The 21,959-nt window shown below is 40.4% G+C and carries 31 protein-coding genes and 1 pseudogene; 16 read left to right on the top strand and 16 right to left on the bottom strand.

Annotated features, from left to right (window positions below; all coding sequences use genetic code 11):
* Positions 1–4 precede the first annotated feature (4 nt).
* Positions 5–1,090 (bottom strand): DUF3696 domain-containing protein, encoded by a 1,086-nt coding sequence (locus tag H6G26_RS16695; protein WP_190730324.1) that lies wholly within the window; start codon positions 1,088–1,090, stop codon positions 5–7.
* A gap of 190 nt (positions 1,091–1,280) precedes the next feature.
* Here H6G26_RS16695 and H6G26_RS16690 point away from each other — a divergent pair, with 190 nt between their 5' ends.
* Positions 1,281–1,460 carry a hypothetical protein gene (locus H6G26_RS16690; protein ID WP_190730323.1) on the top strand — a complete coding sequence of 60 codons (180 nt, stop codon included), beginning with the start codon at positions 1,281–1,283 and terminating at the stop codon, positions 1,458–1,460.
* Here H6G26_RS16690 and H6G26_RS16685 read toward each other — a convergent pair.
* The 3 genes from H6G26_RS16685 to H6G26_RS16675 are packed head-to-tail and all read right to left on the bottom strand — an operon-like array spanning position 1,457 to position 3,173.
* Positions 1,457–1,849: a hypothetical protein gene (locus H6G26_RS16685; RefSeq protein ID WP_242053757.1), complete on the bottom strand. Its 393-nt coding sequence runs from the start codon at positions 1,847–1,849 to the stop codon at positions 1,457–1,459. The genes H6G26_RS16690 and H6G26_RS16685 overlap by 4 nt on opposite strands.
* A gap of 4 nt (positions 1,850–1,853) precedes the next feature.
* Entirely contained in the window at positions 1,854–2,096 is a 243-nt protein-coding gene (locus H6G26_RS16680; protein ID WP_190730321.1) for a hypothetical protein, read from the bottom strand.
* Between the two features lie 36 nt (positions 2,097–2,132).
* Positions 2,133–3,173: an HNH endonuclease domain-containing protein gene (locus H6G26_RS16675; RefSeq protein ID WP_190730320.1), complete on the bottom strand. Its 1,041-nt coding sequence runs from the start codon at positions 3,171–3,173 to the stop codon at positions 2,133–2,135.
* A 137-nt stretch (positions 3,174–3,310) separates the two neighbouring features.
* On the opposite strand from H6G26_RS16675, the gene H6G26_RS16670 reads away from it, so the two are divergent.
* The 9 genes and pseudogenes from H6G26_RS16670 (at position 3,311) to H6G26_RS16635 (ending at position 8,402) form a co-directional block, all read left to right on the top strand.
* Positions 3,311–3,751, top strand: coding sequence for a hypothetical protein (locus tag H6G26_RS16670; RefSeq protein WP_190730319.1), 441 nt, complete (start codon positions 3,311–3,313; stop codon positions 3,749–3,751).
* A 52-nt stretch (positions 3,752–3,803) separates the two neighbouring features.
* Entirely contained in the window at positions 3,804–4,754 is a 951-nt protein-coding gene (locus H6G26_RS16665; RefSeq protein ID WP_190730318.1) for an HNH endonuclease, read from the top strand.
* The gene (locus tag H6G26_RS16660) at positions 4,751–5,602 is read left to right on the top strand and encodes a hypothetical protein (RefSeq protein WP_190730317.1); all 852 of its coding nucleotides are present in this window, start codon (positions 4,751–4,753) and stop codon (positions 5,600–5,602) included. The genes H6G26_RS16665 and H6G26_RS16660 overlap by 4 nt, the downstream gene beginning before the upstream one ends.
* 23 nt (positions 5,603–5,625) lie before the next feature.
* Entirely contained in the window at positions 5,626–6,096 is a 471-nt protein-coding gene (locus H6G26_RS16655; protein ID WP_190730316.1) for a hypothetical protein, read from the top strand.
* A 23-nt stretch (positions 6,097–6,119) separates the two neighbouring features.
* The gene (locus H6G26_RS16650; RefSeq protein WP_190730315.1) at positions 6,120–6,335 is read left to right on the top strand and encodes a hypothetical protein; all 216 of its coding nucleotides are present in this window, start codon (positions 6,120–6,122) and stop codon (positions 6,333–6,335) included.
* A 107-nt stretch (positions 6,336–6,442) separates the two neighbouring features.
* On the top strand, positions 6,443–6,775 hold the full coding sequence (locus tag H6G26_RS16645) for a hypothetical protein (RefSeq protein ID WP_190730314.1): 333 nt from the start codon (positions 6,443–6,445) through the stop codon (positions 6,773–6,775).
* Entirely contained in the window at positions 6,765–7,280 is a 516-nt protein-coding gene (locus H6G26_RS16640; protein ID WP_190730313.1) for a hypothetical protein, read from the top strand. Before H6G26_RS16645 ends, H6G26_RS16640 begins: the two co-directional genes overlap by 11 nt.
* 69 nt (positions 7,281–7,349) lie before the next feature.
* A pseudogene (locus H6G26_RS43815) lies at positions 7,350–7,598 on the top strand (endonuclease NucS domain-containing protein); the annotation flags it as partial.
* A gap of 66 nt (positions 7,599–7,664) precedes the next feature.
* A complete protein-coding gene (locus H6G26_RS16635) occupies positions 7,665–8,402 on the top strand; it encodes a hypothetical protein (protein ID WP_242053756.1) in 738 nt (245 codons plus the stop codon).
* A gap of 161 nt (positions 8,403–8,563) precedes the next feature.
* On the opposite strand, the gene H6G26_RS16630 is transcribed toward H6G26_RS16635, so the two are convergent.
* Together H6G26_RS16630 and H6G26_RS16625 are read right to left on the bottom strand one after the other, a co-directional pair.
* A complete protein-coding gene (locus H6G26_RS16630) occupies positions 8,564–9,016 on the bottom strand; it encodes an Hsp20/alpha crystallin family protein (protein ID WP_190730312.1) in 453 nt (150 codons plus the stop codon).
* 591 nt (positions 9,017–9,607) lie between these two features.
* On the bottom strand, positions 9,608–10,132 hold the full coding sequence (locus H6G26_RS16625; protein ID WP_347242470.1) for a GIY-YIG nuclease family protein: 525 nt from the start codon (positions 10,130–10,132) through the stop codon (positions 9,608–9,610).
* A gap of 196 nt (positions 10,133–10,328) precedes the next feature.
* On the opposite strand from H6G26_RS16625, the gene H6G26_RS16620 reads away from it, so the two are divergent.
* The 3 genes from H6G26_RS16620 to H6G26_RS16610 all read left to right on the top strand — a co-directional run bounded on the left by H6G26_RS16620 (position 10,329) and on the right by H6G26_RS16610 (position 12,476).
* Complete coding sequence (locus H6G26_RS16620; RefSeq protein ID WP_190730310.1) at positions 10,329–10,922, top strand: thiamine phosphate synthase; 594 nt, start codon at positions 10,329–10,331, stop codon at positions 10,920–10,922.
* Between the two features lie 245 nt (positions 10,923–11,167).
* Positions 11,168–12,058: a class I SAM-dependent methyltransferase gene (locus H6G26_RS16615; protein ID WP_190730309.1), complete on the top strand. Its 891-nt coding sequence runs from the start codon at positions 11,168–11,170 to the stop codon at positions 12,056–12,058.
* Positions 12,059–12,080: 22 nt separating this feature from the next.
* A complete protein-coding gene (locus H6G26_RS16610) occupies positions 12,081–12,476 on the top strand; it encodes a GIY-YIG nuclease family protein (protein ID WP_190730308.1) in 396 nt (131 codons plus the stop codon).
* A 62-nt stretch (positions 12,477–12,538) separates the two neighbouring features.
* On the opposite strand, the gene H6G26_RS16605 is transcribed toward H6G26_RS16610, so the two are convergent.
* From H6G26_RS16605 to H6G26_RS16575, 6 genes are all read right to left on the bottom strand, one after another.
* Positions 12,539–12,886, bottom strand: coding sequence for a hypothetical protein (locus H6G26_RS16605; protein ID WP_190730307.1), 348 nt, complete (start codon positions 12,884–12,886; stop codon positions 12,539–12,541).
* Positions 12,887–13,018: 132 nt separating this feature from the next.
* Positions 13,019–13,360 (bottom strand): HNH endonuclease, encoded by a 342-nt coding sequence (locus H6G26_RS16600; RefSeq protein WP_347242469.1) that lies wholly within the window; start codon positions 13,358–13,360, stop codon positions 13,019–13,021.
* 75 nt (positions 13,361–13,435) lie between these two features.
* A complete protein-coding gene (locus tag H6G26_RS16595; protein WP_190730306.1) occupies positions 13,436–13,807 on the bottom strand; it encodes a hypothetical protein in 372 nt (123 codons plus the stop codon).
* Complete coding sequence (locus H6G26_RS42620; RefSeq protein WP_242053754.1) at positions 13,788–15,581, bottom strand: hypothetical protein; 1,794 nt, start codon at positions 15,579–15,581, stop codon at positions 13,788–13,790. The genes H6G26_RS16595 and H6G26_RS42620 overlap by 20 nt, the downstream gene beginning before the upstream one ends.
* The gene (locus H6G26_RS16580) at positions 15,574–16,077 is read right to left on the bottom strand and encodes a hypothetical protein (protein WP_190730303.1); all 504 of its coding nucleotides are present in this window, start codon (positions 16,075–16,077) and stop codon (positions 15,574–15,576) included. Before H6G26_RS16580 ends, H6G26_RS42620 begins: the two co-directional genes overlap by 8 nt.
* A complete protein-coding gene (locus tag H6G26_RS16575) occupies positions 16,074–16,862 on the bottom strand; it encodes a hypothetical protein (protein ID WP_190730302.1) in 789 nt (262 codons plus the stop codon). Before H6G26_RS16575 ends, H6G26_RS16580 begins: the two co-directional genes overlap by 4 nt.
* 259 nt (positions 16,863–17,121) lie before the next feature.
* Here H6G26_RS16575 and H6G26_RS16570 point away from each other — a divergent pair, with 259 nt between their 5' ends.
* The gene (locus H6G26_RS16570) at positions 17,122–17,514 is read left to right on the top strand and encodes a helix-turn-helix transcriptional regulator (protein WP_190730301.1); all 393 of its coding nucleotides are present in this window, start codon (positions 17,122–17,124) and stop codon (positions 17,512–17,514) included.
* A gap of 240 nt (positions 17,515–17,754) precedes the next feature.
* On the opposite strand, the gene H6G26_RS16565 is transcribed toward H6G26_RS16570, so the two are convergent.
* Genes H6G26_RS16565 through H6G26_RS42615 form a run of 3 tightly spaced genes read right to left on the bottom strand, consistent with a single transcriptional unit; the run spans position 17,755 to position 18,690 of the window.
* A complete protein-coding gene (locus H6G26_RS16565) occupies positions 17,755–17,901 on the bottom strand; it encodes a hypothetical protein (RefSeq protein WP_190730300.1) in 147 nt (48 codons plus the stop codon).
* Positions 17,902–17,933: 32 nt separating this feature from the next.
* A complete protein-coding gene (locus H6G26_RS16560; RefSeq protein ID WP_347242468.1) occupies positions 17,934–18,332 on the bottom strand; it encodes a hypothetical protein in 399 nt (132 codons plus the stop codon).
* A complete protein-coding gene (locus tag H6G26_RS42615) occupies positions 18,319–18,690 on the bottom strand; it encodes a hypothetical protein (protein WP_242053753.1) in 372 nt (123 codons plus the stop codon). The genes H6G26_RS16560 and H6G26_RS42615 overlap by 14 nt, the downstream gene beginning before the upstream one ends.
* A gap of 422 nt (positions 18,691–19,112) precedes the next feature.
* Here H6G26_RS42615 and H6G26_RS43810 point away from each other — a divergent pair, with 422 nt between their 5' ends.
* Positions 19,113–19,241, top strand: coding sequence for a hypothetical protein (locus tag H6G26_RS43810; protein WP_277883882.1), 129 nt, complete (start codon positions 19,113–19,115; stop codon positions 19,239–19,241).
* A gap of 29 nt (positions 19,242–19,270) precedes the next feature.
* Here the strand turns inward: H6G26_RS43810 and H6G26_RS16555 are convergent, their stop codons facing one another.
* Positions 19,271–20,980, bottom strand: a complete 1,710-nt coding sequence (locus H6G26_RS16555; RefSeq protein ID WP_190730299.1) for a site-specific integrase — start codon at positions 20,978–20,980, stop codon at positions 19,271–19,273.
* A 516-nt stretch (positions 20,981–21,496) separates the two neighbouring features.
* Here H6G26_RS16555 and H6G26_RS16550 point away from each other — a divergent pair.
* On the top strand, positions 21,497–21,712 hold the full coding sequence (locus H6G26_RS16550) for a hypothetical protein (RefSeq protein WP_190730298.1): 216 nt from the start codon (positions 21,497–21,499) through the stop codon (positions 21,710–21,712).
* Positions 21,713–21,959 lie beyond the last annotated feature (247 nt).

The raw sequence follows: 21,959 nt of genomic DNA, 5'->3' as shown, positions 1-21,959 counted from the left end.
AAAGTTATATTTTGGCAGGCTCTAGCAAAACCATTAAAATGTTTTCCCACTCATCGAAGAACCCATAAGGCCATCGGTCAATTCTGCCGTCTCTATCAATGTGTGGTGACACAACTTTAATAAAAGCTTGACCTTGGTTTTCTTGACGTTGAAAGTAATGCAATTGCACATCCTCCGGCTCAATTTTACCACCATGTACCGCAAGACGAATACCGTTTAGAATCTGGTCGCTGTGAGTTTCTACCACAACTTGAACGCCACAGTTAGCAGCCAGCGCTAACAGCTTACCCAACATTGTTTGTGCTTGGTTGTGAAGTCCAGTTTCTGGGTGTTCAATAAGAATTAACGCACCTGGACTGGATGCTAGGATTGCCACGATAATTGGTAAAACGTAGGTAATGCCGTATCCAATAGGGTCACTCAATTTTAAGTTAACCAAATCCATATCTAGATATGCGTCAACTTGGATGCGTAGGTTAGAACTTATTTCTCCCATCCATGCCTCAACTTGGTCTAGCAAATTTGTTGATTTTGCTTGCGGGTGAGCGAGTTCGGCGATGGGGATTGGTTGATTACCGTAAGTGTAGAGAAAATGTGCTGTATATTCGCCAAGCGCCCCAATTTGTCTAAGTTCTCGCCTTTGGTAATTTAAGATTCCTGATGCAGTTGTTGCACGTTCTGATTGAAGGTGGTGAAATTCTCCGCTAAAAATGCTTGAATGATAAACATCGGCATCAACAGATTTGAATCCAATCTCTAAAACATCAGCTTCTCTCTCTAATGAGTTATAGTTAAAGTGCCATATTCCTTTAGTTTCATTTTTAAAAATAAGCTCAAATCCTACATAGTCTTCTTTTGCATTTTCATACAAAGCATCATTAGTTGTGCCAATATTTACCAAATTACCATTGAGCAATAAACCAGTGTTTTGTAGTAAATTTGAGGAATAAGATTGATGCAGCAGTGATAGTGCTTGCAATACAGAGGATTTAGCAGTGTTATTATAACCAGAGAGTAGGGTAAGCGATTTGAACTCAACCAATTGATTCTCAAATGCTTTAAAATTTAGCAGCCGTAATGATCTAATCATTAATAGTTAAAATAAAGATGGATGTTCTTCAATTTTATTATACTTAGTTTATATCAAGCGATTTTGTAATAATCTTGTTGGTGAGCAAATAACCTGTAGATTACAAAATATATTTAATATTTTGTAATCTACATTTTTGATAATTAATCAAAAAAACTAGCAGTTTATCAAGATTGAGTTGGAATTATAGATGGCATCTGAAAATTTTAAAGAACTTATCAATGTTGCAAGCCAAGTAGCGACCAGAATAAATAAAAGAATGTCAGTCTTCAAGCTTGATAATACTTATTATATAGTTGATGCTAGGGAATGGGAGAATGGTCGTGCGTATGGTCAATATATCATGACGGTAGAACCTGTGCAAAATTAAGCGTTAGGTATTTCATATTGCTGAAACTTTTCCCAATCAAATCTCAGCGTTAGTATTTCAAGTAGTGTTGGTGACAACACATCTAGTTCTATAGGTTGACCAGTGTAGATGACATCTGGAAAGTCTTGAGGGTGAAAGATTCCATGAGGAATACCCTCTCCTTTAAGCCACATCTTAGCTCGATAATCGATGCGTTCTCCACTTGGTAAATCAATCCATAAATGCGGCTCAATGTGTTGATGATGTTGAGTCAAAACCCCAATCATCGGGTGATGTTCAATGCCGTGATTAGTTAGTACAGTGTGACAGATGCGAGTCATGCCATCACATTCAGTTTGAGAAAAATCATAGGGGTCAAGGAGTTGTTTAATTATCTGACTTTGTGTCACTTTATTACTCCTTAATGATGTTTCCATTTTCATCTCGCCTCACTTCCACCACCTTAACGTCAAAACTTTCCCACTCCTGGACAGTAAACCCCGCCTCGGTTTCTTCTGGATACCGCCGCGCCATTTCTTGCCATGCAGCTTCTTCGTTGATTGCCCAGATGTAATGCCCCTGTCGTTCTCTAATGTCATTGCGCCCAGTGCAGTCATGAGCATAAAGAGCATTACGGGTGCAGCGATATTCGCGCATATTTTTTTTTGGAAACCAGACGTTGCACCTGCTATTTTAGAACGTTACTGGATATTCAAACTTTGATTTCCAGCCATCATTACTTCCAGTTCCTGAAAGTGTTTGTGCCGTATTATATATGGACTGCAAAAAATCGTGCCGTTTTTCTTCCGTGTTACCCGTTTGTTGAATAAGCGTTTCGCGTAGAGGATGGTTGCTGGTAATCAAAAATTCGTTGCGATTGTGCAGGCGTTCTAAATATTTGGTGTCAGGGAGCCTATCAAATTTTCCTCCTTCGCCTCGGTTACACTCTGTAGATGACAGCACCAAATTCCATACACCATCGATACTTGGTATAAATTTGTTCAAAGAGTGAGGAAAGAAATGGTCTACATCGGTTAGGTTTTTGGAACCTGCCTCAATCGAAATATCTGCAAACGAGTAAAAGCACTTACCTTTTTGGTAGCCGTTGAGGGCATCCCGACATGAGGTAATATCTACCCGCCGCTTGCCTTCGCCAAATGTAAATAGCAACTGTTGGGCTGAGTCGTAGTTTACAGTTAGGAGATTGCGTGAAATATCTAGATCCCAAGCAGTTTCTACAAGTTGCCACCTTGCATCTACTTCCGGTAATAAGTTATGAAATTGCTCAGTTTCTAATAACTTAAATAATTCATCCTTAACAATAATCTCTTTGCGCTTCCTGGGCTTGTCGTAAAAGCTTACGGGTACTTGTCCAGAACCAACATTGTGGAACGCACCTAACACCACATCAAATCCTTTGTTCCTTGTTATCTCAAGTAATTCGTCTCTTGCGATCGCACCCGCTTTAAACTGTCGGCACGCCTCAATAAAAGGATACGGGCGGTCAGTTTTTTGATGTTGCGTATCACACTTCTGTATGTGTTCAACTACATAACGTGAATACGGTTCTGCTAACTCTTCCAAGGTGATATTAGTTTTACCCTGCGGTGCTAATTCCAACAATGACTTTGCCAACGCAAATTTATAACAAGCAACGTTTTTACCGAACAGAATAATTGCCCGCCAATAATCCTCTAACTTCGGGTCAATCGCCAAAAACTTTGACTCGCTCATTGTACTTTTAGATACTCGTTATTTCGGCTACACTCTAGCTTGCGAGTAACTAAAAACACCTCGGTTACATTACGGTTATCGGTATTAGTTAGCTAATATTTGCTGTAAACTATGCAGGTTGTAGCTGCACGCTCATCATGACTCATCGGTATCCATTTAGCACAATTTACCCAGCCGCATACTACGGTCAGCGTGTAGGAGTTTACTTCAACCTGCATTACCACGTCTTTTCACTCAAGTCAGGGGGAAAAAGCGGGTTGTTGCTTAGTCATGCTGGGGTGTGTACCTTGACTGATGCCGTGTTTGAAGTTGAGCGCAAGGGACGAGAACGTGCGATCGCTCAAGGGCGCAAAAATGTCCACGCCTATGTAATTGGGATTTTGCAGTCTTTAAAGTGGGAGCAGCTGACTAATGAGGCTGTGCGATCGCTCATAGGATTAGGCTACCAGCGAGTTACATATAACTTGCATCCCGGCCACCCACTGTTTTATTGCAAAGATGTAATGCCTTATACACCAATAACTACTGCAAAAGCGGTTATTTTAAACGACAAAATTGCTCTAGCTCTAGTTGAGTAAATCAGTAAGAATTTGTGGCAGATGGCAAGCGACCTATACAGTTATGTGAATAATGACGAAAAATCTCGCCTACTACATCAATAAGTTTGCCAATCTCAGGGTATCCCGTTCTAGTGGGGTTGCACCAAATAAACCCATTTTGCTGCTGTCAATTATCGAGCTAATAAGCCAGGGGGAGATTAGGCAAAATCAAGTTCCTTTATCGGCTGAACTCATTGCCACATTTCTTAAACTTTGGAGTCACCTGGAGCCAGTACGCAAACCAGATATTGGGCAACCGTTTTTTTACCTTAGAAGCGATGGCTTTTGGCATTTCCAACCCAATCTCGGATTTGAATTAACGGTTACATCTAAAGCAAAAATTGTTACTCCTGGGGCTATTCGGCAGGCAGTTGAGTACGCCTACCTTGATGATGAACTCTGGTCACTGCTGCAAAATCCCCAGAACAGGACTGTACTAACCCACACACTCATTAATTCGTGGTTTAACGAGCGTACACAGGATATCGAGCCACTACTACAAGTCAACGCCTTTGCTGAACTACAAGACCAGTTGCAACGCTTTGGCGGGAAGGTCTACCAACCAGAAGAATTAGAAGATGAACAAGCTGTAATTGTGCGAGATGGTGCTTTTCGTAAAATCGTTGTCTCAACTTACAACCAACGCTGTGCCTTTTGCGGGTTGCAAATACTCGACTCACTCGGTCAGAACATCGTTGATGGCTCACACATCAAACCATTCTCCCAGTTCTACGACGACCGCATTGATAATGGGTTGTCACTATGCAAGAATCATCACTGGGCATTTGACCGCTTTTGGTTCACCATTAATGACGATTACACTATTATTGTTGCTGAGAACCTGCGGGAAGATTCACCCAACGCCAAACCAATGCGGGAATTTAGGGGCGATCGCATTATCTTACCCACCCAGGAACAGTATTATCCTAGACAAGATTCTCTACAATGGCATCGTGAAGAGTTTTCAAGGCGTGCTGCATGAGTAAAAAACCTAGAGGTTGGTTTAATGAAATTGTTATTCGTCCCGTTGTTCATGTAGACGGTTACGAAAGCTATGAGAAAATTTGCAGTTTTGTTGCAGACATTTTCTACTCTACGGAGGAACAGAAACTACTGCGTCAATTAAGGATTAATCCCGCAGAATCGATTTACATCACCCTATACACCATGTTTAAAGTCGGTCAAGCTAAATGTCCGGCATATTGGGTGAACAAAGATTTACTTGAAGCACTCATGCAATCGGTTTTAACCGTTGAAATTGACAGTTTAAACTGGGCAATGAAAACGGGAATGTTTATGCTACCCAAAGGTGTGATTCTTTCTCCTGAAAATAAGAGCGTTGATGCTATTTTTTGGCATTACGATAGTGAAGCTGGTATCCTCTATTGGGCAGCAACCGATGGTTCTAGCTCCTTTTGCCGTCGATTTAAACTTGATGCCCAAAAACTTACTTATACCGATTCTGAAGATATTGACCCCAAGGTAGTCAAAGGATTTAATGAATATCTGCACTCAATTTTACTACGATTAATTTTGATAATGGAGTGCCGCCCTGAACTTGTAGATACAACCAGTGAACTAGTCAGAGTGAATAGGGGTTTTGGCAAATCGCAAGCGCAAGATTTTTATCAACCACTTTGGTTAGGACTTGGATATCGACTCAAACGTGAAGGGATGCAAAGCAGTGAAGGCAGTAGCGGTACACATGGTACTAAAAGCGTCCATTGGCGCAGAGGTTTTTTACGTAATCAAGCTTATGGAGAAGGTAGGCAGCAAAGAAAACTAGTTTGGATTGAGCCAGTTCTAGTAATGGGCGGAAAAGAATCATAATCAGCAGATGGAAACTTATATGTATGTACTACGGATACCGTTGTTATACCAAAGAAGATAAGCCTTTAGGTTGGCTATATACATTTAGCTGTGATACTGAATATGCTTGGACTAATAAAGATTTACATTGGTGCAAGCGCTGGAAGACTGAACGGGGCGCAAAAAAACATTTTGAACATTACAATAGTCGCTGGCAATTCAAAAGTCAAGGAGGCTATCTCAAAATTGAAGTTATGTATGAGATTTCAGAACCTGAATCCACAGAATCACGCCGTCAAAAAATCTTAGAAGAATGGGGAGATGATGTAGTTATACAACCCCAAAATAAGAGTGATGAAAAATCTCCTACAATGTCATTTTGTCCAAAAGCCGAACTGTTAGAATGGCTGGAAGAGGAACGTACAGTGGATGACAATGCTGAACCTGAAAGTGATGCTTCACTCCTAAATCGGAAGTTAGAAAAACTCAGACAGTTAGAACAAAAAGGATTTTAGCGATTCCTTTAAGGAGAATTCAAATGTCAAATAAAATATTAAAGTTTGAATTAATTGAAGGGCTACCGGAAGACAATGGAACTTATTTTGTATTATTAGAAGATGGTTCGATAAAAGAAGGATATTTTGGTTCCTTCTCTTTCCCTCATCATCAAGAATATATTATTAGAATTGCTAACTGTGAAGATGAAGAATTTTATTATGAAAAATGTATTGGTTGGCTAAAGCCTATAGAATAGAATGATTTTTTGACTAAAATAATAGGTATAAAATGAAAATATGGATAATATATATTTATAATGAGGTCAAGAACTAATAGTTTTATATATACAAAAATTTTAATTTTATGAGTAATAAAGAAGCGACAAGTGAAGTATTTAAAAATCAGAGTTACATGACCCCAGAACAGCTAAATATTGCTGAAGAATTTCAGAAGACGATAGAGGCTGAGTATGCGCTTTGTGCTGGGGAAATGAAAAAAGCGAATATTGCAGCAGCATCTGGAGCTACATCAACTAACTCAGATGAAAAATTGTCAATAAACTATGCCTGTTTAGAAATTGATGCGATTCGTGAATACTGGTTCAATCGGCTAGTCAGCCTCATACAAATCATCGAACACCGAAATCCACAACTTGAAAAAGAACTAGCAAAAAAGTATTTAAATAATGAGCAGTAATTTAGACCGTCTATTGGCAATATTAAAAGAACAAGCAGACTTGATTGATAAACTTAACACACGTTCTGACTTTCAATACAAAAGTACACAAAGGCTAGTTTTGGATTATGGTAAACCTTTTGTAAAAAAGGTCAAATCACCATTTAAAGGTGAACGTAAAGCTTGCTTTGAAAATTGCTTAAAAGGATTGTTGAGGTATCCAAACCTAAACTACTGTGAGGAATTTGCTATAAGTGATGATGTTGATATAGCTGTATCCCATGCTTGGCTAGTAAATAATGATGGAGAATTAATTGATCCAACTTGGATAGGTGAACGGTTTAAAGATAGTGCTTATTTTGGAGTAGTCTTCACCGATGATTTTGTAAGGGAAATAGCCCAAAAGACTAAATGCTATGGAATCCTAGACAACGACTATATGAATGAACACCAACTTAAACGAGAAGGATTTCCAACTCACGCACTTCATCCCATATTTCACTCTTCTGTAAATGTGCCTGAGTGAAACAGTTTTGGGTGCGCTCGTATTATGCAATAATACTCATTACTTTATTAATATTGCAGTGACGAAGATATATTAGCTGGTGCAGCACTACGTAAAACAGGTTCTAGTTGGGAATTTGCATCAGAAGCAGCATTAGAAGATTTTGTTTGGGATAACCTACAGCAATTATCAGGCTTAACACCTTTAAAACGACAGTATGCTGTTAAGGGCGAAATCTGCGATATCTTAGCACTTAACGACACGAGACAATTAGTAATTTTAGAACTCAAAAATACTGAAGATAGATATATTGTTCAACAACTAACTCGGTATTATGACAATTTATTAGATGAGAAACCATTTTTAGAGCAAATTGATTACAGCCAGCCTGTCCGGTTAGTTGCGATGCCTACGGCGGCAAGCTACGCACCCTCATTTCACAGACATAATTTGATTGACCGCAAACACACAAAGTTGATAGTTGATTTTTTGCAGGTTACTATTGCCCAGATTAATCAAAATTTTTACTTACAACTGCAAGATACTGATACTAATCAAACTTGGTCAATTCCAATTACCTATCAGGAACTTGATATTAGCACTGTATCAAGCAACATTCCAGAACCACCGCAACTACTTTTAGATTGGCTTGGTGCTTGCACTGGGGAGGAACAACAAGCAATTCTCAAACTTAGAGAGAAAGTTCTTGGCTTTGATGGGCGAATCAAAGAAGAAATTGAAGGTAGAAATACTATTAGATATGGCAGAGGTAAAGCTAAACCAGTAGCCGAACTATGCTATCAAAGAAAGATTAATGAACCAGTCATTTTTCTATGGCTGGCAACTCCAAGCTCATTATTATTTACACAAAGAAGACAAGTTATTGGCAGAATGAGGCTGTGGATGGATGGCTCTGTTGTAACCTATGCTGGTCATGTACCAGAGGGGTTTGGTCGGATGAGGCTGGAATCTGAATGGGATGCCATACCACGAGAAAAAAGACCTAGAAATTTGTATTGGAGCCTTTCTTATAAATCATTTTCTCCTGTAGTAATTAACACTTATAAGGAGTTAATTCCAAATCCTGATTCCCTAGAATCACTAGCAGATTTATCACTTGGAAAGTGGTTGGCAAGAATCTAAATTTGGATAGGCTTTGCTTTTTGCGTAGCTTGCCGCCGTAGGCATCGCCCCCAATTCTTAGAGGAAACCCCAGGCAAGTGATCACATACAAAAAAGCCCAGTTATGAGATGACTGGGCTTTCATTATCTCAATCAATTATTGGAGGTAGAGTAATTTCAAACTATGCAGTAGGTTGTTCCAGATTAACCTTGACAACTTTGTTCTTTTCTTGCTCAGTTTTTGGCAGTGTCAAATTCAAAATGCCGTCTTTATAATCTGCGGTGACATTAGTATTTTGAATCCGAGCAGATAGAGGAATTACACGTTGGAATTTACCATAGTAGAATTCACTTCTTGTAGTACCATTGTTTTCGGTTTGAGTTTGGGACTTGCGCTCACCGCTAATGTGAACAGCGTCTTGGGTGACTTGAATATCCAGGTCTTTAGCGTCTAGTCCTGGCAGTTCTAGTTTGAGATGAATAGCATCATCAGTTTCGTGCAACTCAGCAGCCGGAACTCTAATAAAATCTCTGTCAAACCGTGCAGATGGTACTCTGGTATCTCCAAATAAACCGTTGATGTGACGTTCTAAAGCGTTCAATTCTTGCCAGGGGTTGTAACGAACTAGTACCATAACTCTTTCTCGCATTAATTAGCTCTTGTTTAATCGTTTTTGCACTTGCTTTTGTGCTTATGTATTTATAATAAGTATGGTTAAAACTCATGTAAATTCGGTTCTCATCACCTAATAAAATGATGATTACCGCACTTAAGTAAAACTAAAAAAAGATTACGGTTTACTCTAATTGGTCAGTTCGGTAAACCAGAATAATAACTATTAATACCAATAATAATCAACTAATTATTCTGCTGTTGAAGGGGATAGTGCAGTTAGGCGTTGCTTATATATATTCCCAAAACAACAACACCCAAGCTCTAGTCACTTAGTTATTTCCTCACATCCATCATTCGTTCAGGGTTGTACTGATTAAAATGTATTGAGCAACCAGTTACAGTGCCCTCTGTTTACCACTAGGAGGAAATATCAGCGTTCGAGTTGGGTGTTGTTAGTTGACGAGACAGATTGAGATACAACAGCGTCTTTACCTCTTACTAAATTGAACATCGGCTGTCAAATCTGCCTATGAAGCTATAGGGCTTCAATTAATAATTTATCGCTCTGTTAGGAGAAGGGATTTGCTTTGATACTAAACTTTACTTTCTTCTACCCAAACGGTTGCCCCCAGCGCTCCCAGTTTTCCTTATTGAACGGCGATCGCCACTTCAAAATCAAATTCAATTCCAACTCTTGCCGTGAGCGTCGGTCTGTGGGAGTGTCCCACCAAAAAGCGATGCTCACTTCCCGTTGCAGTCCATAATGATGATGCAGTGAATGGTAACTATCTAGATATTGCTTGCATCCATGCTCACCTTTCCAGCGTTTACCAGATCGTCTTGTTTCACCAACATACAACAGCAAGGGCATGGCATTATCGATCACAAAATAAATAGCGGCACTACCCGCATCTGTTGGCATCCTGTAAAACGCCATTGATTGCAAGGGCAGAGTAAAAGGATCTATCGCATCTGGGTTGCAGTGGTTGGGTGCAATGTCAAACAGTGTCACCTGTTTTGCTGGTTGACTTTCCCTCACCCGTTGCTGATAATCCAAAATCTGAGATTTCCACTTCAGCAGGGCATCAGCACTCATCACCAGCGCCTTTGCTCTACGTGCTGGTGTGAGGGTCACATCTGAGAATAGGTTTAGCTGATTTGGTTCCAATTGGGGTTTACGGGGAGCGTGCCGACTAGCTGATTATCCCCCAGAACTGACAATTAAGAGCATTTGCCTTTGGTTTCACCAGAATAAGGAAAATGGTAGAGTTAAGAGCTTTAATGAGATAAATGCTGCTACAACCATTACTGTAAAATGAAAGAAGGGTTCTATGAAAGAAACAATAAAACCTTTTAAAAAAATCGCCATATTTGATATTTTGTCAGGAGAGAATTCCGAAATAATTTGTTCTGACAAATCAAAAATTGCTGCTCAAGTTACTAAATGGGTAAACAGAGCTATCAGCAACGGTGCAGATTCGTGTTATATAAGATTATATGAGGCAAATAGAGAAAATATAGATATAATTATTGAGAATCTATCCGACAAAGAATTGCAAATTATTTTACCATTTTCTCTAAATTATAAATCTTCTTTAGTTAGTGCTTTTCATTTGAGAGAAAAAGACCAAATTAAAATGCCAGAGGCAAAAAGCAATAGTATACTGTTTGGAAAATCATGTCACTCATTAAAATCTATAAAAGAGGCAGAGGATGAAGGATTAGACTATGTATTTTTTTCACCTATTTTTGCGACCCCAACTCATCCAGAAGCAAAAGGTATTGGTCTAGATATGCTCACTAAAGCTTGCAAATCAACACAAATGAAAGTTTTTGCTCTTGGGGGAATTAACGAAAACAATTATCAAAAATGTCTTGATGCTGGTGCGTCTGGTATTGCAGCAATTAGCATGTTTAAAAAATAAAATATTTTTCCTTGATGCCTTTTTTTTAGCGCTATTAGCATTTGCATAGCCCCAGGAGAGATTACCTTTCCATCGCTTGTTACTGCGGCAAGTTTCCCCTACATACAGCAATAGACTTTCTGGAGCGATCGCTCCTCATTCAAGCGAACGCGCAGAGCGCGTCTCGTAGAGAGGAAAACGGGAGAGTAATACCTATAGTAGACGGGTACGTTATCGCACTCATTTAGGAGAACACTATTTGCCCTATGCTAAAGCGGAAAGTAAAAACAACAGCTATGAAATTTGCACAAAATCTTACCCGCCGCAAAGGCTTACTCAAAGCCCTGACTCTAGCAATCCTTGTATTGGCATCCGTAATGCCCCCAACTCTAGCCAACGAGAGTGAAAAAGCAACATTCAACAGTACAACCACACTCCAAACCATACTCACCAGCAGTTATCGCTCAGAGCAAAATCGCCTCCGAGACAAGTACCGCCACCCAGCCCAGACTTTGCAATTCTTCGGTCTGCGCCCAAATATGACTGTGGTTGAATTGTGGCCAGGGGGCGGATGGTATACCGAGATATTTGCCCCATTTCTAGCGGCAAAGGGACAACTCATAGTTACTAACTTTGCTCCCAGCACAAGTAAACCCGCTTTGGCTTTCCAAGAAAAACTGGCAGCTAATCCAGAGGTTTTTGGTAAGGTTAAAGTCGCCCAAATCAATCCCCCAAATGAACTTACCCTAGCCCCAGACAATTCTGTAGACCTAGTTGTTACCTTCCGCAATATTCACAACTGGGTCAAAGCTGGCTATGACGAGCAGGTTTATGCGGCGGCTTATAAAGCACTCAAGCCAGGGGGCATTTTGGGAGTGGAAGAACACCGTGGCAAACCAGATATTTCTTTACAAGAGAGTATTAAAACTGGCTATATGTCTCTTGATGGGGTAATTGCTGCTGTAGAGAAGGCTGGCTTCAAATTGGTAGGCAAATCAGAGATTAATGCTAACCCAAAAGATACCAAGGACTATCCGGGTGGAGTTTGGACACTACCTCCAACCTTGAGCCAAGGTCAAAAAGATAGGCAACGCTTCCTCACTATTGGGGAGAGCGATCGCATGACCCTTAAGTTCATCAAACCCAAAGCCTCCTAAGAGGGGAACAGGGAGACAACTGTTGCCTCCTGACATGAATAATTATATTCTATCCTCTAGTCTGTATTTTTTAGAGATTGAAACTAATATTGGAATTATCTACAAAATAGGAGTAACTCAAAGACCCATTATCAAGCGAGTAGCAGAAGTAAAAATAGATTTACTTACTTATTATTCGAGTGCTGCTATTAGAGTATTAGGAACTTGGGAGCATAGAGGGAATATTGAACTGTATTTCAAACACCGCTATCGAGATTTTAATCATCCCATCGGAAGTTTAACTGAGTATTATAAGTTTAATGCTGAGGATGTCAAAATTGTGCTGCGTGACCTGCAACAAATGCAACCTAAAATACTATCTCAAGATGAAATAGATATTCTTGAGAAGAATATTAGCTTAATTCAAGTTGCTGTGTAGCGTTTATATCACATCAGTGCAAGATACTTACTGCCTAGTAAGCCAAAATACTTTTTGTATTGCTATCCCTCCAAATACTCTGCCACTGCTGCCAAATTTTCCATTGCTCGATTTAGGCGGTTTAGCAAAGCTTCGGCTACTTCAGGTTGAGCGCTGACAGTTTCTAGTTTTTCTTTTAGATGACGGTCTAGGGCTTCTATCCACAGTGACAATTCTGTATGACGAATTGCTGCCAGTAGCCCCATATTTCTCAAAACTGCTAAATGAAACCCAAGTTGGTTTTGTCCGCCGTAGCCCAGGTATCCGTCCCACAGTTCCAACTTTTCTGGGGTAAATTCTACATATTGGTCAAAGGTAATACCCGCAGACTCTAGTTCGGGTTGTGGCAGTGGAGGTTGAGAGTTAGTCATTGTAATGTTTGCAATAATTGCTATCACCCTTGCTTACTACTCTAAATTCAAGAGCGCATCTATATTAGGGTACAAGTCGTGCGATGGCATATCCGCCGGGAGCAACGCGCTTACGCCATCCCACCTTATTTTCTAGCGATGGACTGATACCCGCTTACCTGGGTCTTGCTTTCTTACCCAAACCAAAAATTTCTGCATTTGCGGCTCATTTTTGAGCTTGTCTAATGTGTTGAGTTCAAGGGCCAGCAGCTTATTATCGAATAAAGCATGAATCTGTCGATGGCAGGCAGAACAGATATTTGCTGTTGGGCCTGGGTCTTGTTTTTTGCGTTTGGTATTTTGTCGCGGAACCAAGTGATGGACAGTCAAAGATTTCATCTCTCTTTGGCAGAGTTGGCATTGCTGTTGTTGATTGTTAGACACCTGTGAAATTGACTGTTTTGCTAAAACTCTATTTAATAGGATAGCTATCACTCAACACATTCTGCACGCGATAACCTGTGATTTTTCTTAGAGGAAACCCGAGCGATCGCTTTTTACTTACTCCTTCTAATTTCCTGCCAAGAAAGCTTGAAATAGTTCTGATATTTTTGCCTTGAGTGCTGTAATTGCTTCTTCTAAAGTTTCACAAGGCTCTGTACTAACTATGTGGGCATCTCCTGCATCAGCACTAGACCACAAATAGCTGTGTTGCCCTATAGTTAAACATCCTTGCCATTTGTCCTCATGATTAGTGTCCAGTGTGATAAAAAACCGCTTTGGCATTATTAGTTCTTCGGATTTAATCACAAACTCTCCCCACACAGAAAAGCCAAAATACTCCCCGTTTTTTTCATTATTGTATTCCCAATTAGTAAAGTTGGGAAAAGCAGCTTTAACTCGCTCTAATACTTGTTGGATTTCAGGCTCTGTTAATAGCATCGCACTTTTCCTCTGAGAATTTATTTTTTAGCTTTGCTCTACGAATAAAACCGATTATTTCTTCTAAGCTAACCCCTTCATTTTGCATAGATTGGATAAGTGCGATCGCCCCTAATGGCACACTTCCAATACTCCGCCCCTTCCACTCACCATCTACCTTCTCTTCCCAGTTAAACCCCCAGCGCCAATGAGTAGGATTATCAGGATTACGGTCGCCAATTACACGGGGGTAGCTAGCTATGGTTCCATTTTTCAGCTTCTTATTCTCAATATATCTGTACAGGCATCCTTTGCGCTGTCTGCCTTTGGGCTTCTGGACAGCTTCCGGCTGCGGCTCAGTTTCCTCTAAGAAATTTTCGGGTGTCCATCCACACACACCACAGCCATCATCTAGTTTGATTAATGGCGATTCACAGCTAGGGCAATGTACATCTTGAGTTTGCTGTGTACACTGCATAGGTGGACATTTATCACAGGTGTATTCTCTGTCTACTACCTTTAAACATCTGGTGCAGAGTTGAGGGTGATTATCCTCTAAGAATTTTTCTACTAGGTGTTGTGGTGCGATCGCTAACCCAGCAATAATTTGATCATCTCGTTCCCAGTTGTAAGTAAACTCAGAAGAAAACCAGTCAACGACAAACCCAAAACCTAAATTCTGCTTAATAATTCCCAATGATTCAGAGTTATCGATAATGTAAGTTCCAGCCTTAGCATTAGCTCTAGTAACTGGCGACTGGTTCTCTACACAAGGAGTTAAGGTAGACGATTCTATTAAGGGCGATCGCTGCAACTCTAGGATCGAGAAGATTTCCTGCTGCCTGTCGCATTCTTCTAATAGTTCCGTCGCGGCTCGGCACTCCGAGGGGTCTAGCCAGGAGTCCGGGATTTCGTACCACTGACAAAGGATAGCCGGGTTTAATACCTCGCATGAGTTTATTAAACCTAACTTCTTCAGTTCTGCTTCTTGCTTGGTCTGTCCAGGAGGCCGCCCTTTCCCACTGAGGCTTAAGGCTCCGGGCGATCGCAACCAGCAATACTCGCTCTCTAATGTAGGGGCTGGCAAAATGGCCGCTTCCGATAGTAAGCCATTCCGCATCGTACCCGAAGAGGTCAAGGGTTCTGACCACGCCTCTGAAATATGAGCCTGTGGGCTGTCCTGGGTAATCGGGGCAGGTGATAAGTCCTGGGACATTTTCAATGGCTGCAAACCTTGGTTGTAATTCTCCAATGGTTTCGAGGACGGCGGGGAAACAATCACGCTTGTCTGCACCTCCAAGCCGTTGGCCTTCTGTGGAGAATGGAGGGCAGGGAGGAGAGGCTGTAATAATGTCAATTCTTCCTGGGTGCATATAGTACCCAAGTCTTTGTTTAGCAAGTCTTGGGATATCTCGCACGTTTCCGTGGTTGTGTATGCCGGGATATCGCAGTTTGAGGATGCCTGAGCAGTATTCGTCAATCTCTGCGGTTCCGATGAGTTTAAGACCGTGTTGCAATCCTGCGAGGCAAAATCCTGCACCAACTCCTGAGCAGAGGTCAAGTTGTGTAAGTTGCATTCTGTCGCCTCCTTTTCCTCTAAGAATTTTTGATAGTTCCAAGCCTGCATTTGTTTTGGGGTATATTTGGAAGATAGCCCGTTATCCCAGGTGATACCGATTTTCTTATCTACACTCGATACTGTTCCTAAGCGTTGGCTTTGCCCGTCGCAGGCATCGCCACTTGTAATAATGCGATCACCTACAACCCATATTTTCTTAGAGGAAATTTCACTCATCTTTTTTACCTACTAAGTAAGATTCATTCATCGCCTTCCACTGTTCGGGGCTGATAGCCTCAATTTCAGCCTTGCGCTGCTGTACCTCTCGGTCATCGTTTAGAGTGCGATCGCTGCTAGCTAAACTGTGAGATTTAGAAATTTGACTAGTTGCAATATCAAGTTGCTTTTTATACTTTTCAAATTTCTTCTCTGTAACCTTTTTCCACTCAGAGCGAGAAATCGCGTCTAGTTTTTTGCACAAAAATAAGTCAAACCGAGTATCGAGTACTCCGTATTCCATCAAATTGTGTCTGTCAAATTTATTGCATCCTTGACAAACCGGAATGCGATCACGGTTATGGTCGTAATCGGGGATTATTCGCCTAACTAAATGCGCTTGGATTTGGCCTGTATCCTGGCAACAGAAACAGTTCCAACCTGGCCGCCAAATTTCCTTATCCTCAACTTCATTGGGGAGAATTGGCGAACGCTCAAAAATAGGTAATTCGCTCATGATTCACCCCTCAACCAGCTAAATTGTTTGGTTTCGTTACACCACCGAACAAAATCTTGTTTTTCTTTATCAGTGGCAAACTCCAAAGGGTTAGCCGTCTCTTCGATTACAGCTAGCCAGTCAGGAGTGCGCGGGTCTGTTTCCCATTTGTAATTTTGCGCTGGGGAACTTTGCCCCTTGGACTTGTACCACTGCGATCGTAGTTCATCAAAGTTCCTTTCTATCCAGCGCTGCGGGAGCTGAGGAGGATTAGGTAACTGAGATGCTTTTTTCTTAGCAAATTCTAAAAAACTCTCTCTCGCGCTATCTGAGAGAGAGTTATTAAAAATTTGATAAGAATCTATTAATAAATTTGGGGAATCTTCAAAACCATTATCATGCAAGGATTGTGAGCTTTTTGATTCCACAATCGTGGAATGGGATTCCGTATTTGCGGACTCAGCTTCCGCAATCGTGGAATGAGATTCCATGTTTGCGGACTCAGTTTCCGCAATCGTGGAATCTATTCCGCATTCGCGGAAAGTACTGCTTATTGACACTAAAATACCTTTTGGAGCCTCCCAATCAATCGATCCTTCCTCTCTTAACCGACTGATAGCGTTATAAAAAGCAGTTTTAGCAATCCCTAATTCTTCGCAAACTTTTTGATGTTCAAGACGGATTTTCCAACCGGGGCGACATTTAATTAGGATGTAAAAATGTACAAGTCCCTTTGCTGTTAGATCATGTCCCTGATATTTGGCGATCGCATCGCTTAACGTCATTCGATAATGTTGCTCTGTCACAGATGCACCTCGCAGGTTGCATCTAGCACATGATTAGCTCTCAAAGATCCGTCAAAGGACGTTTGAGAAAAACACTGGATTGTCATACTATTGTCTTCAGGTTTAGAAATTGCCCTGATAAGCTGTACGCTTGTCGGGGCTGTTTTATTTGAAGTAGAATTACGATCTGATCAACCTACTAAATTGATCAGATTTATCTAGTAGATAAATTGTACTGTACATTGTATCTAGTAGTTATAAAAGTAGGAAACAAAAATTTATGCAAATTTACCAGCTATTTAAGCAGGCGATGGATCGACACGGCATTCAGGGAAAGGAATTAGCCGTGCTAGCTGGTATAAGCCAAAATCACCTATCCCAGTTTCGCTCCGGGCATAAATGGGTAAGCCCAGAAGTTTTTGCAGCACTACTTGAGGGGATGGATCAGTTATCCCCAGGTTCGCGTCGTTATTTTTGCCAGCTGCTAGCTGAGAAGCCTTTATCAGAAAAAGAAGATTCTGGCAGGAAACTGATAGAGATGATTGAAAATGCGAATGATGAGGAAATGGAATTAGTTTTACTAGCAATCGGGCGGAAATGGAAAAATGTAAGTCAAAAGCCTGTTATTTCTAGTAGATACAGTACAGAGTTGGATAGTGCGATCGCAGTGTAATCGTGCATAAGCAAGTATGATTGAGAGCTATCAACTATCATGCGGAAATTTAAATTTGTGACTCTGGATGATGTAGGCGTCACCGTGCCAATCCGAGAAAATAGTACGGTAAGAAAATTTCAAGTGCCTGAAACGACGATTATTTTGTTCAAACTAGATCAAAACTAGCAGCATAACCATAGTTATTCCACAAAAATGATGGTAGAAAGCACGTTTTGAAAAGCTTGCTCCATCTTTGTTTCAGCCAAGTGCGTACAAATTATCTCTTTTGGCACGGTGACGCTTGTTAAGCCGCAACTCATTAATAGCTTGATGTAGACTAGTGTGAGCATTACTGGCTGCTGCGATCGCTGTCTCTAATACCTGTGGATCTGGTTTGTTTGACATACACAAGGCTTGCACTTATTGGACTGTAGCATCTATTCTTTGTTGCAATCAACCAGCACCCCATCTACGCAAGTCATACACCAACTAGGAAACTTGCCCAGCAACTTCTTAATGAATATCCACAAAATAGGGTCATCATCCCAGCATTCTTTCAGGTATTCAAATCCTGGATTATCACCTGACATACTGGCCAGTCTAAGTTTCTTGTCCCTTTCCTGACGTAATTCCCTACGCTGAACTATTGCTTGATCGCTCCATTTATCCATTTCAGGCTGCGGCGCGGAACAAGTGTCCTCATGAGGGGCTTCCGGTTCCTCACCAGAGTCTTGGTTTTCAGTTAACAACGAAGCGGGTTCACCTTGTACAGTATCCACAAGCGTTAGCGTCGTGCAGTCAGTTGCCACAGGCAAGTCAACTTCATTCTCTTTCACGCCCTCGACTGTCTGAGGCGATGCACCCCCCCAAGGGTGCGATCGCCGTCTCCTCAACTTGCGAAATTTCGTTTTGCGTGGAAGAGACACACATCACAAACTCTTTTGAAGAGTTTGTGATGTGTTCTTGAACAGTTTGTGAGGGTTCATGGAATGCTTGCTGTAGTTGGGTTTGACCTGAAATAGGTGCTTGATTTAAAGCACGCATTTTTTTAGGGGCAGCATCTATCTCTGAAATCTCAGAATTTGGTTGCTGTTTTTGAGCATCTGGTTCTTGTTTTGCAGAATCTACTTCCTCCCAAAAATCTTTCATTCTGCTGCCATGTAAATTGCGAAAAATAGTTGTATAAAGAGCCATCTGTAGGGGTTTTCCATACTATTTACCTTTTTACATTGAATTATTTGACAATTAAAATCTTTTAAACCATGATGATTAGCACTAAACCAACATTTCTAATTTTTCAACTTTCATAAATATTTGTCACAAGTATTTATGACGCTTCAATCCTCAATCAATTTAATTAAATTGAGGATTTTTGTTCCCTTAAAAAACAAACCGGGGACTCATGTCCCCGGCTTCGGGTTGCTATTTAATTTTGGCTTTTTGGATTTTAATTTCCTACTGTAATTATATCCATAGAAACAGTCGAAATGCAAGGCTAACTTTAAAAAAAACGTAAACTTCTTAGAATGCCTATATTTTTTGGCGATTGCAAGCTTAGAGAGAGCCAAATAAGAAAATGCTTTCGTTAAGAGATCGGGAATCCTTTACTCTATAAATTGGGATCGCTGATTGCTCAAGTACCGCCAGAAGAACAAGCAGAAGTCTTGCACATAATTGCAGATTCATTTGGCAGAAATCAGAAAGCCGAAAGTAATATAGACACAATAGAGTTAGCTGTAGGATAACTACTTTCAGCACATCTCCTCCCCAGGCTTCACTTGGGAGGTTTAACAGTCAACGGTGGCGGTGGTGGTAAAGTACCCGTAGGCAATGACTGCAATGCCTGCAAAGCTGGAGCTACTTTTTGCTCAGAAATACGGTGGTCATAAATCTGCTGCATCTTTTGACTGTGAGCCATCAGTTCCGCAAACGCAGCTAGCACCGAGTCTGATGTTCCAGAAAGTTTGAGATATGTCACAATCGAATTTCTTACCATGTGAGGAGTGAAAGCTTGTCCTGTCAAACGATATATTCGTTTCCGAAAATAGTTGTATAGGGAGCCATCTGTTAGGGGTTTTCCATTCAATTGCGTAAATACATAGGGGTGATTTGGATTGAAAACCTCTCGCCATTTTGATAACCACTCCTGCAATAAGGGATATAAAGTTGCTGGGAGTTCTACAATTCGTTTCTGTCCATTTTTACAATAAGTATCTCCTGTTTTAAAATCCTCTGCTGTATGTTCAACAAACCATTTCTCGTCGCGATTTATTAAAGTTCTTCCTAACTCTAACTGTTGTATAGTTCTGGATCTATCTGGAAAGGCACTCAAAAGCATACAAATTAAAGCGACTTGATGACTTTGACCGATCGCCCGTAAAGAGCGTTGCTTACCGTATTTATCTTTTGGAGCGCATTCTTCGAGCAAACGCTGTACACAAGCTTTAAATGTTAACCAATCAACCCATTTTTTGGATTCATCAGCGCAACGTGGTGTGACATTGACTCTTGCCATTATTTCGCACTCTAATTGCCGCAACTCTTCAATTATTGGTATATCCTTATATCCAACACGTTTGTTAGCTACTTGTTCACGAGATTTAGATTTAGATTCCTTGTGATACAAGTATTTAGCAACAGCAACTAATGATTCCACCACTTTTAATTCGGTATTAGGGGAAGCTCCACGAGTTTCCCTGAGCCATCGTAAATGTTCATCAACAAAATCCATAATTTTATCGATAGCTTCTTCATCTCGCTGTCCATTTTCAGATAAACAGCTAGTAGGGACAAGAATTTTTAAAGTTAATTGGTTTAGAGGTATATCCTGATAACGGAATAACCATCCTAATAAACGTTTACTGTTGTTAACATGAGCGATAGCGCTCCGCTTTCTTAAAGGAGCATCTTGACGTTTTCGATTGCCAACAATTGCTATCTGAAAACTTAAAAAATTCTCGAATTCTTGTTTTAATACATCTGAGATTTCGTGTTCTTTTAATCCATAAGCATAGTTAGGGCAACTAGATGTAAGCTTTTTATCTGTAACCCGGAAATGATCGCCGACTCGACCTCTTTTTTGACGGATGGGAGGGCAATATTTTGTAGCATCTGTTTTAGCAGCTATTTTCCACCAAGATTGGCTATTACACCAAGAGAGCATCTTTTTTAGGTGCATCCGGTAATTTCGGGCACTTGCACTTCCTGCTACACCTAAAGAAACAAAAACTTCACTCTGGTATGCCATTACATTAGGCATCTCCGATATCGGCACCTGTTTCATGAAATCTAATCCAGCGTTTACCTCCTCTTGAGTTAGTTTCTTCCCTTTTGCTAAGGGCAATCCCAATTTAGGCAGCATAAAACGAACTATAGCGGTACGGATTCCTGCTGTCCTGTCTTGCTTGCTGGGGATCTGGGTTAATTTAAGATATTCACAATAAAGTTGATAAACATCAAACACATTTACTGGGATTGAGTTCATTTGAATAACTCCAACTACAATTTTTAATTTCAAGTAATTACTTCAAATAAATAGCGGCGATTTGATGCATATGGGAGAAAGATTTGCTATTAAATAAATCAGTAATCATTAATTTTCTAAACTGGATTTATCTCGACCACATCAAAACATTTTATCAAACGTCTCCCATGATTTATGACATTCTAGCATTAATTTCATGGCACGCAATTTACCCCTTTTGCCTATAATTAATTACGAATTAAAACCTCTGTAATTCTTGTATTTAAAACTAAACAAGCATTTTTAATTTGACAAATGTCATAAATATTTGTCACAAGTATTTATGACGCTTCAACCCTCAATCAATTTGGTTAAATTGAGGATTTTTGTTCACTTAAAAAACAAACCGGGGACTCATGTCCCCGGCTTCAGGTTGCTATTTAATTTTGGCTTTTTTTGTTTTAAGTTATTTTTTAATTATATCTATATAAACAGTCCAAATGCAAGCTGACTTCAAAAAAAGCGTAAAGATTAGAGATGCTTATTTTTTGGCGATGGCTACGCCCGCCGTTGGCAAAGCCTCTCGTAGAGAAGGCATCGCAAGCAACAATAGCAAGGTTTGTGATTACCCTTACCCATCCAGTGGCTTCACAGCCTGGGCAAAGTAGCCGCTTCAAATGCTCTGTTTCGAGTGGTTGTTTCCCATCCCAGCCGTCGGTCGGGGAGTACTACAAGAACGCGATCGCCTCATGAAGATTCCTTCCCAGAGCAAAAAATAAATTATCCCAAAGAATTAACTCATGGGTATCTAAGCAATAATGATTATCATTATTGCTTAGGAATATTTTATTTTTTGGAAGTCCCTCAGAAGTTTTTTGTATGGAAGCTAGGGTAATATGATTACCCTAGGGACTTCCAAAGAATAAATTATTCCAAGAAAAACAAGAGACAGGTTTTCTCAAGAATGATAATCATTTTAAGGGGGAGAAAAGGGGTTGCC

This window comes from Nostoc sp. FACHB-888, assembly GCF_014696655.1.
Taxonomy (GTDB): domain Bacteria; phylum Cyanobacteriota; class Cyanobacteriia; order Cyanobacteriales; family Nostocaceae; genus Nostoc.
Note: the sequence above shows the minus strand (reverse complement) of the source record. Positions and strands in the feature narration are given on the sequence as shown.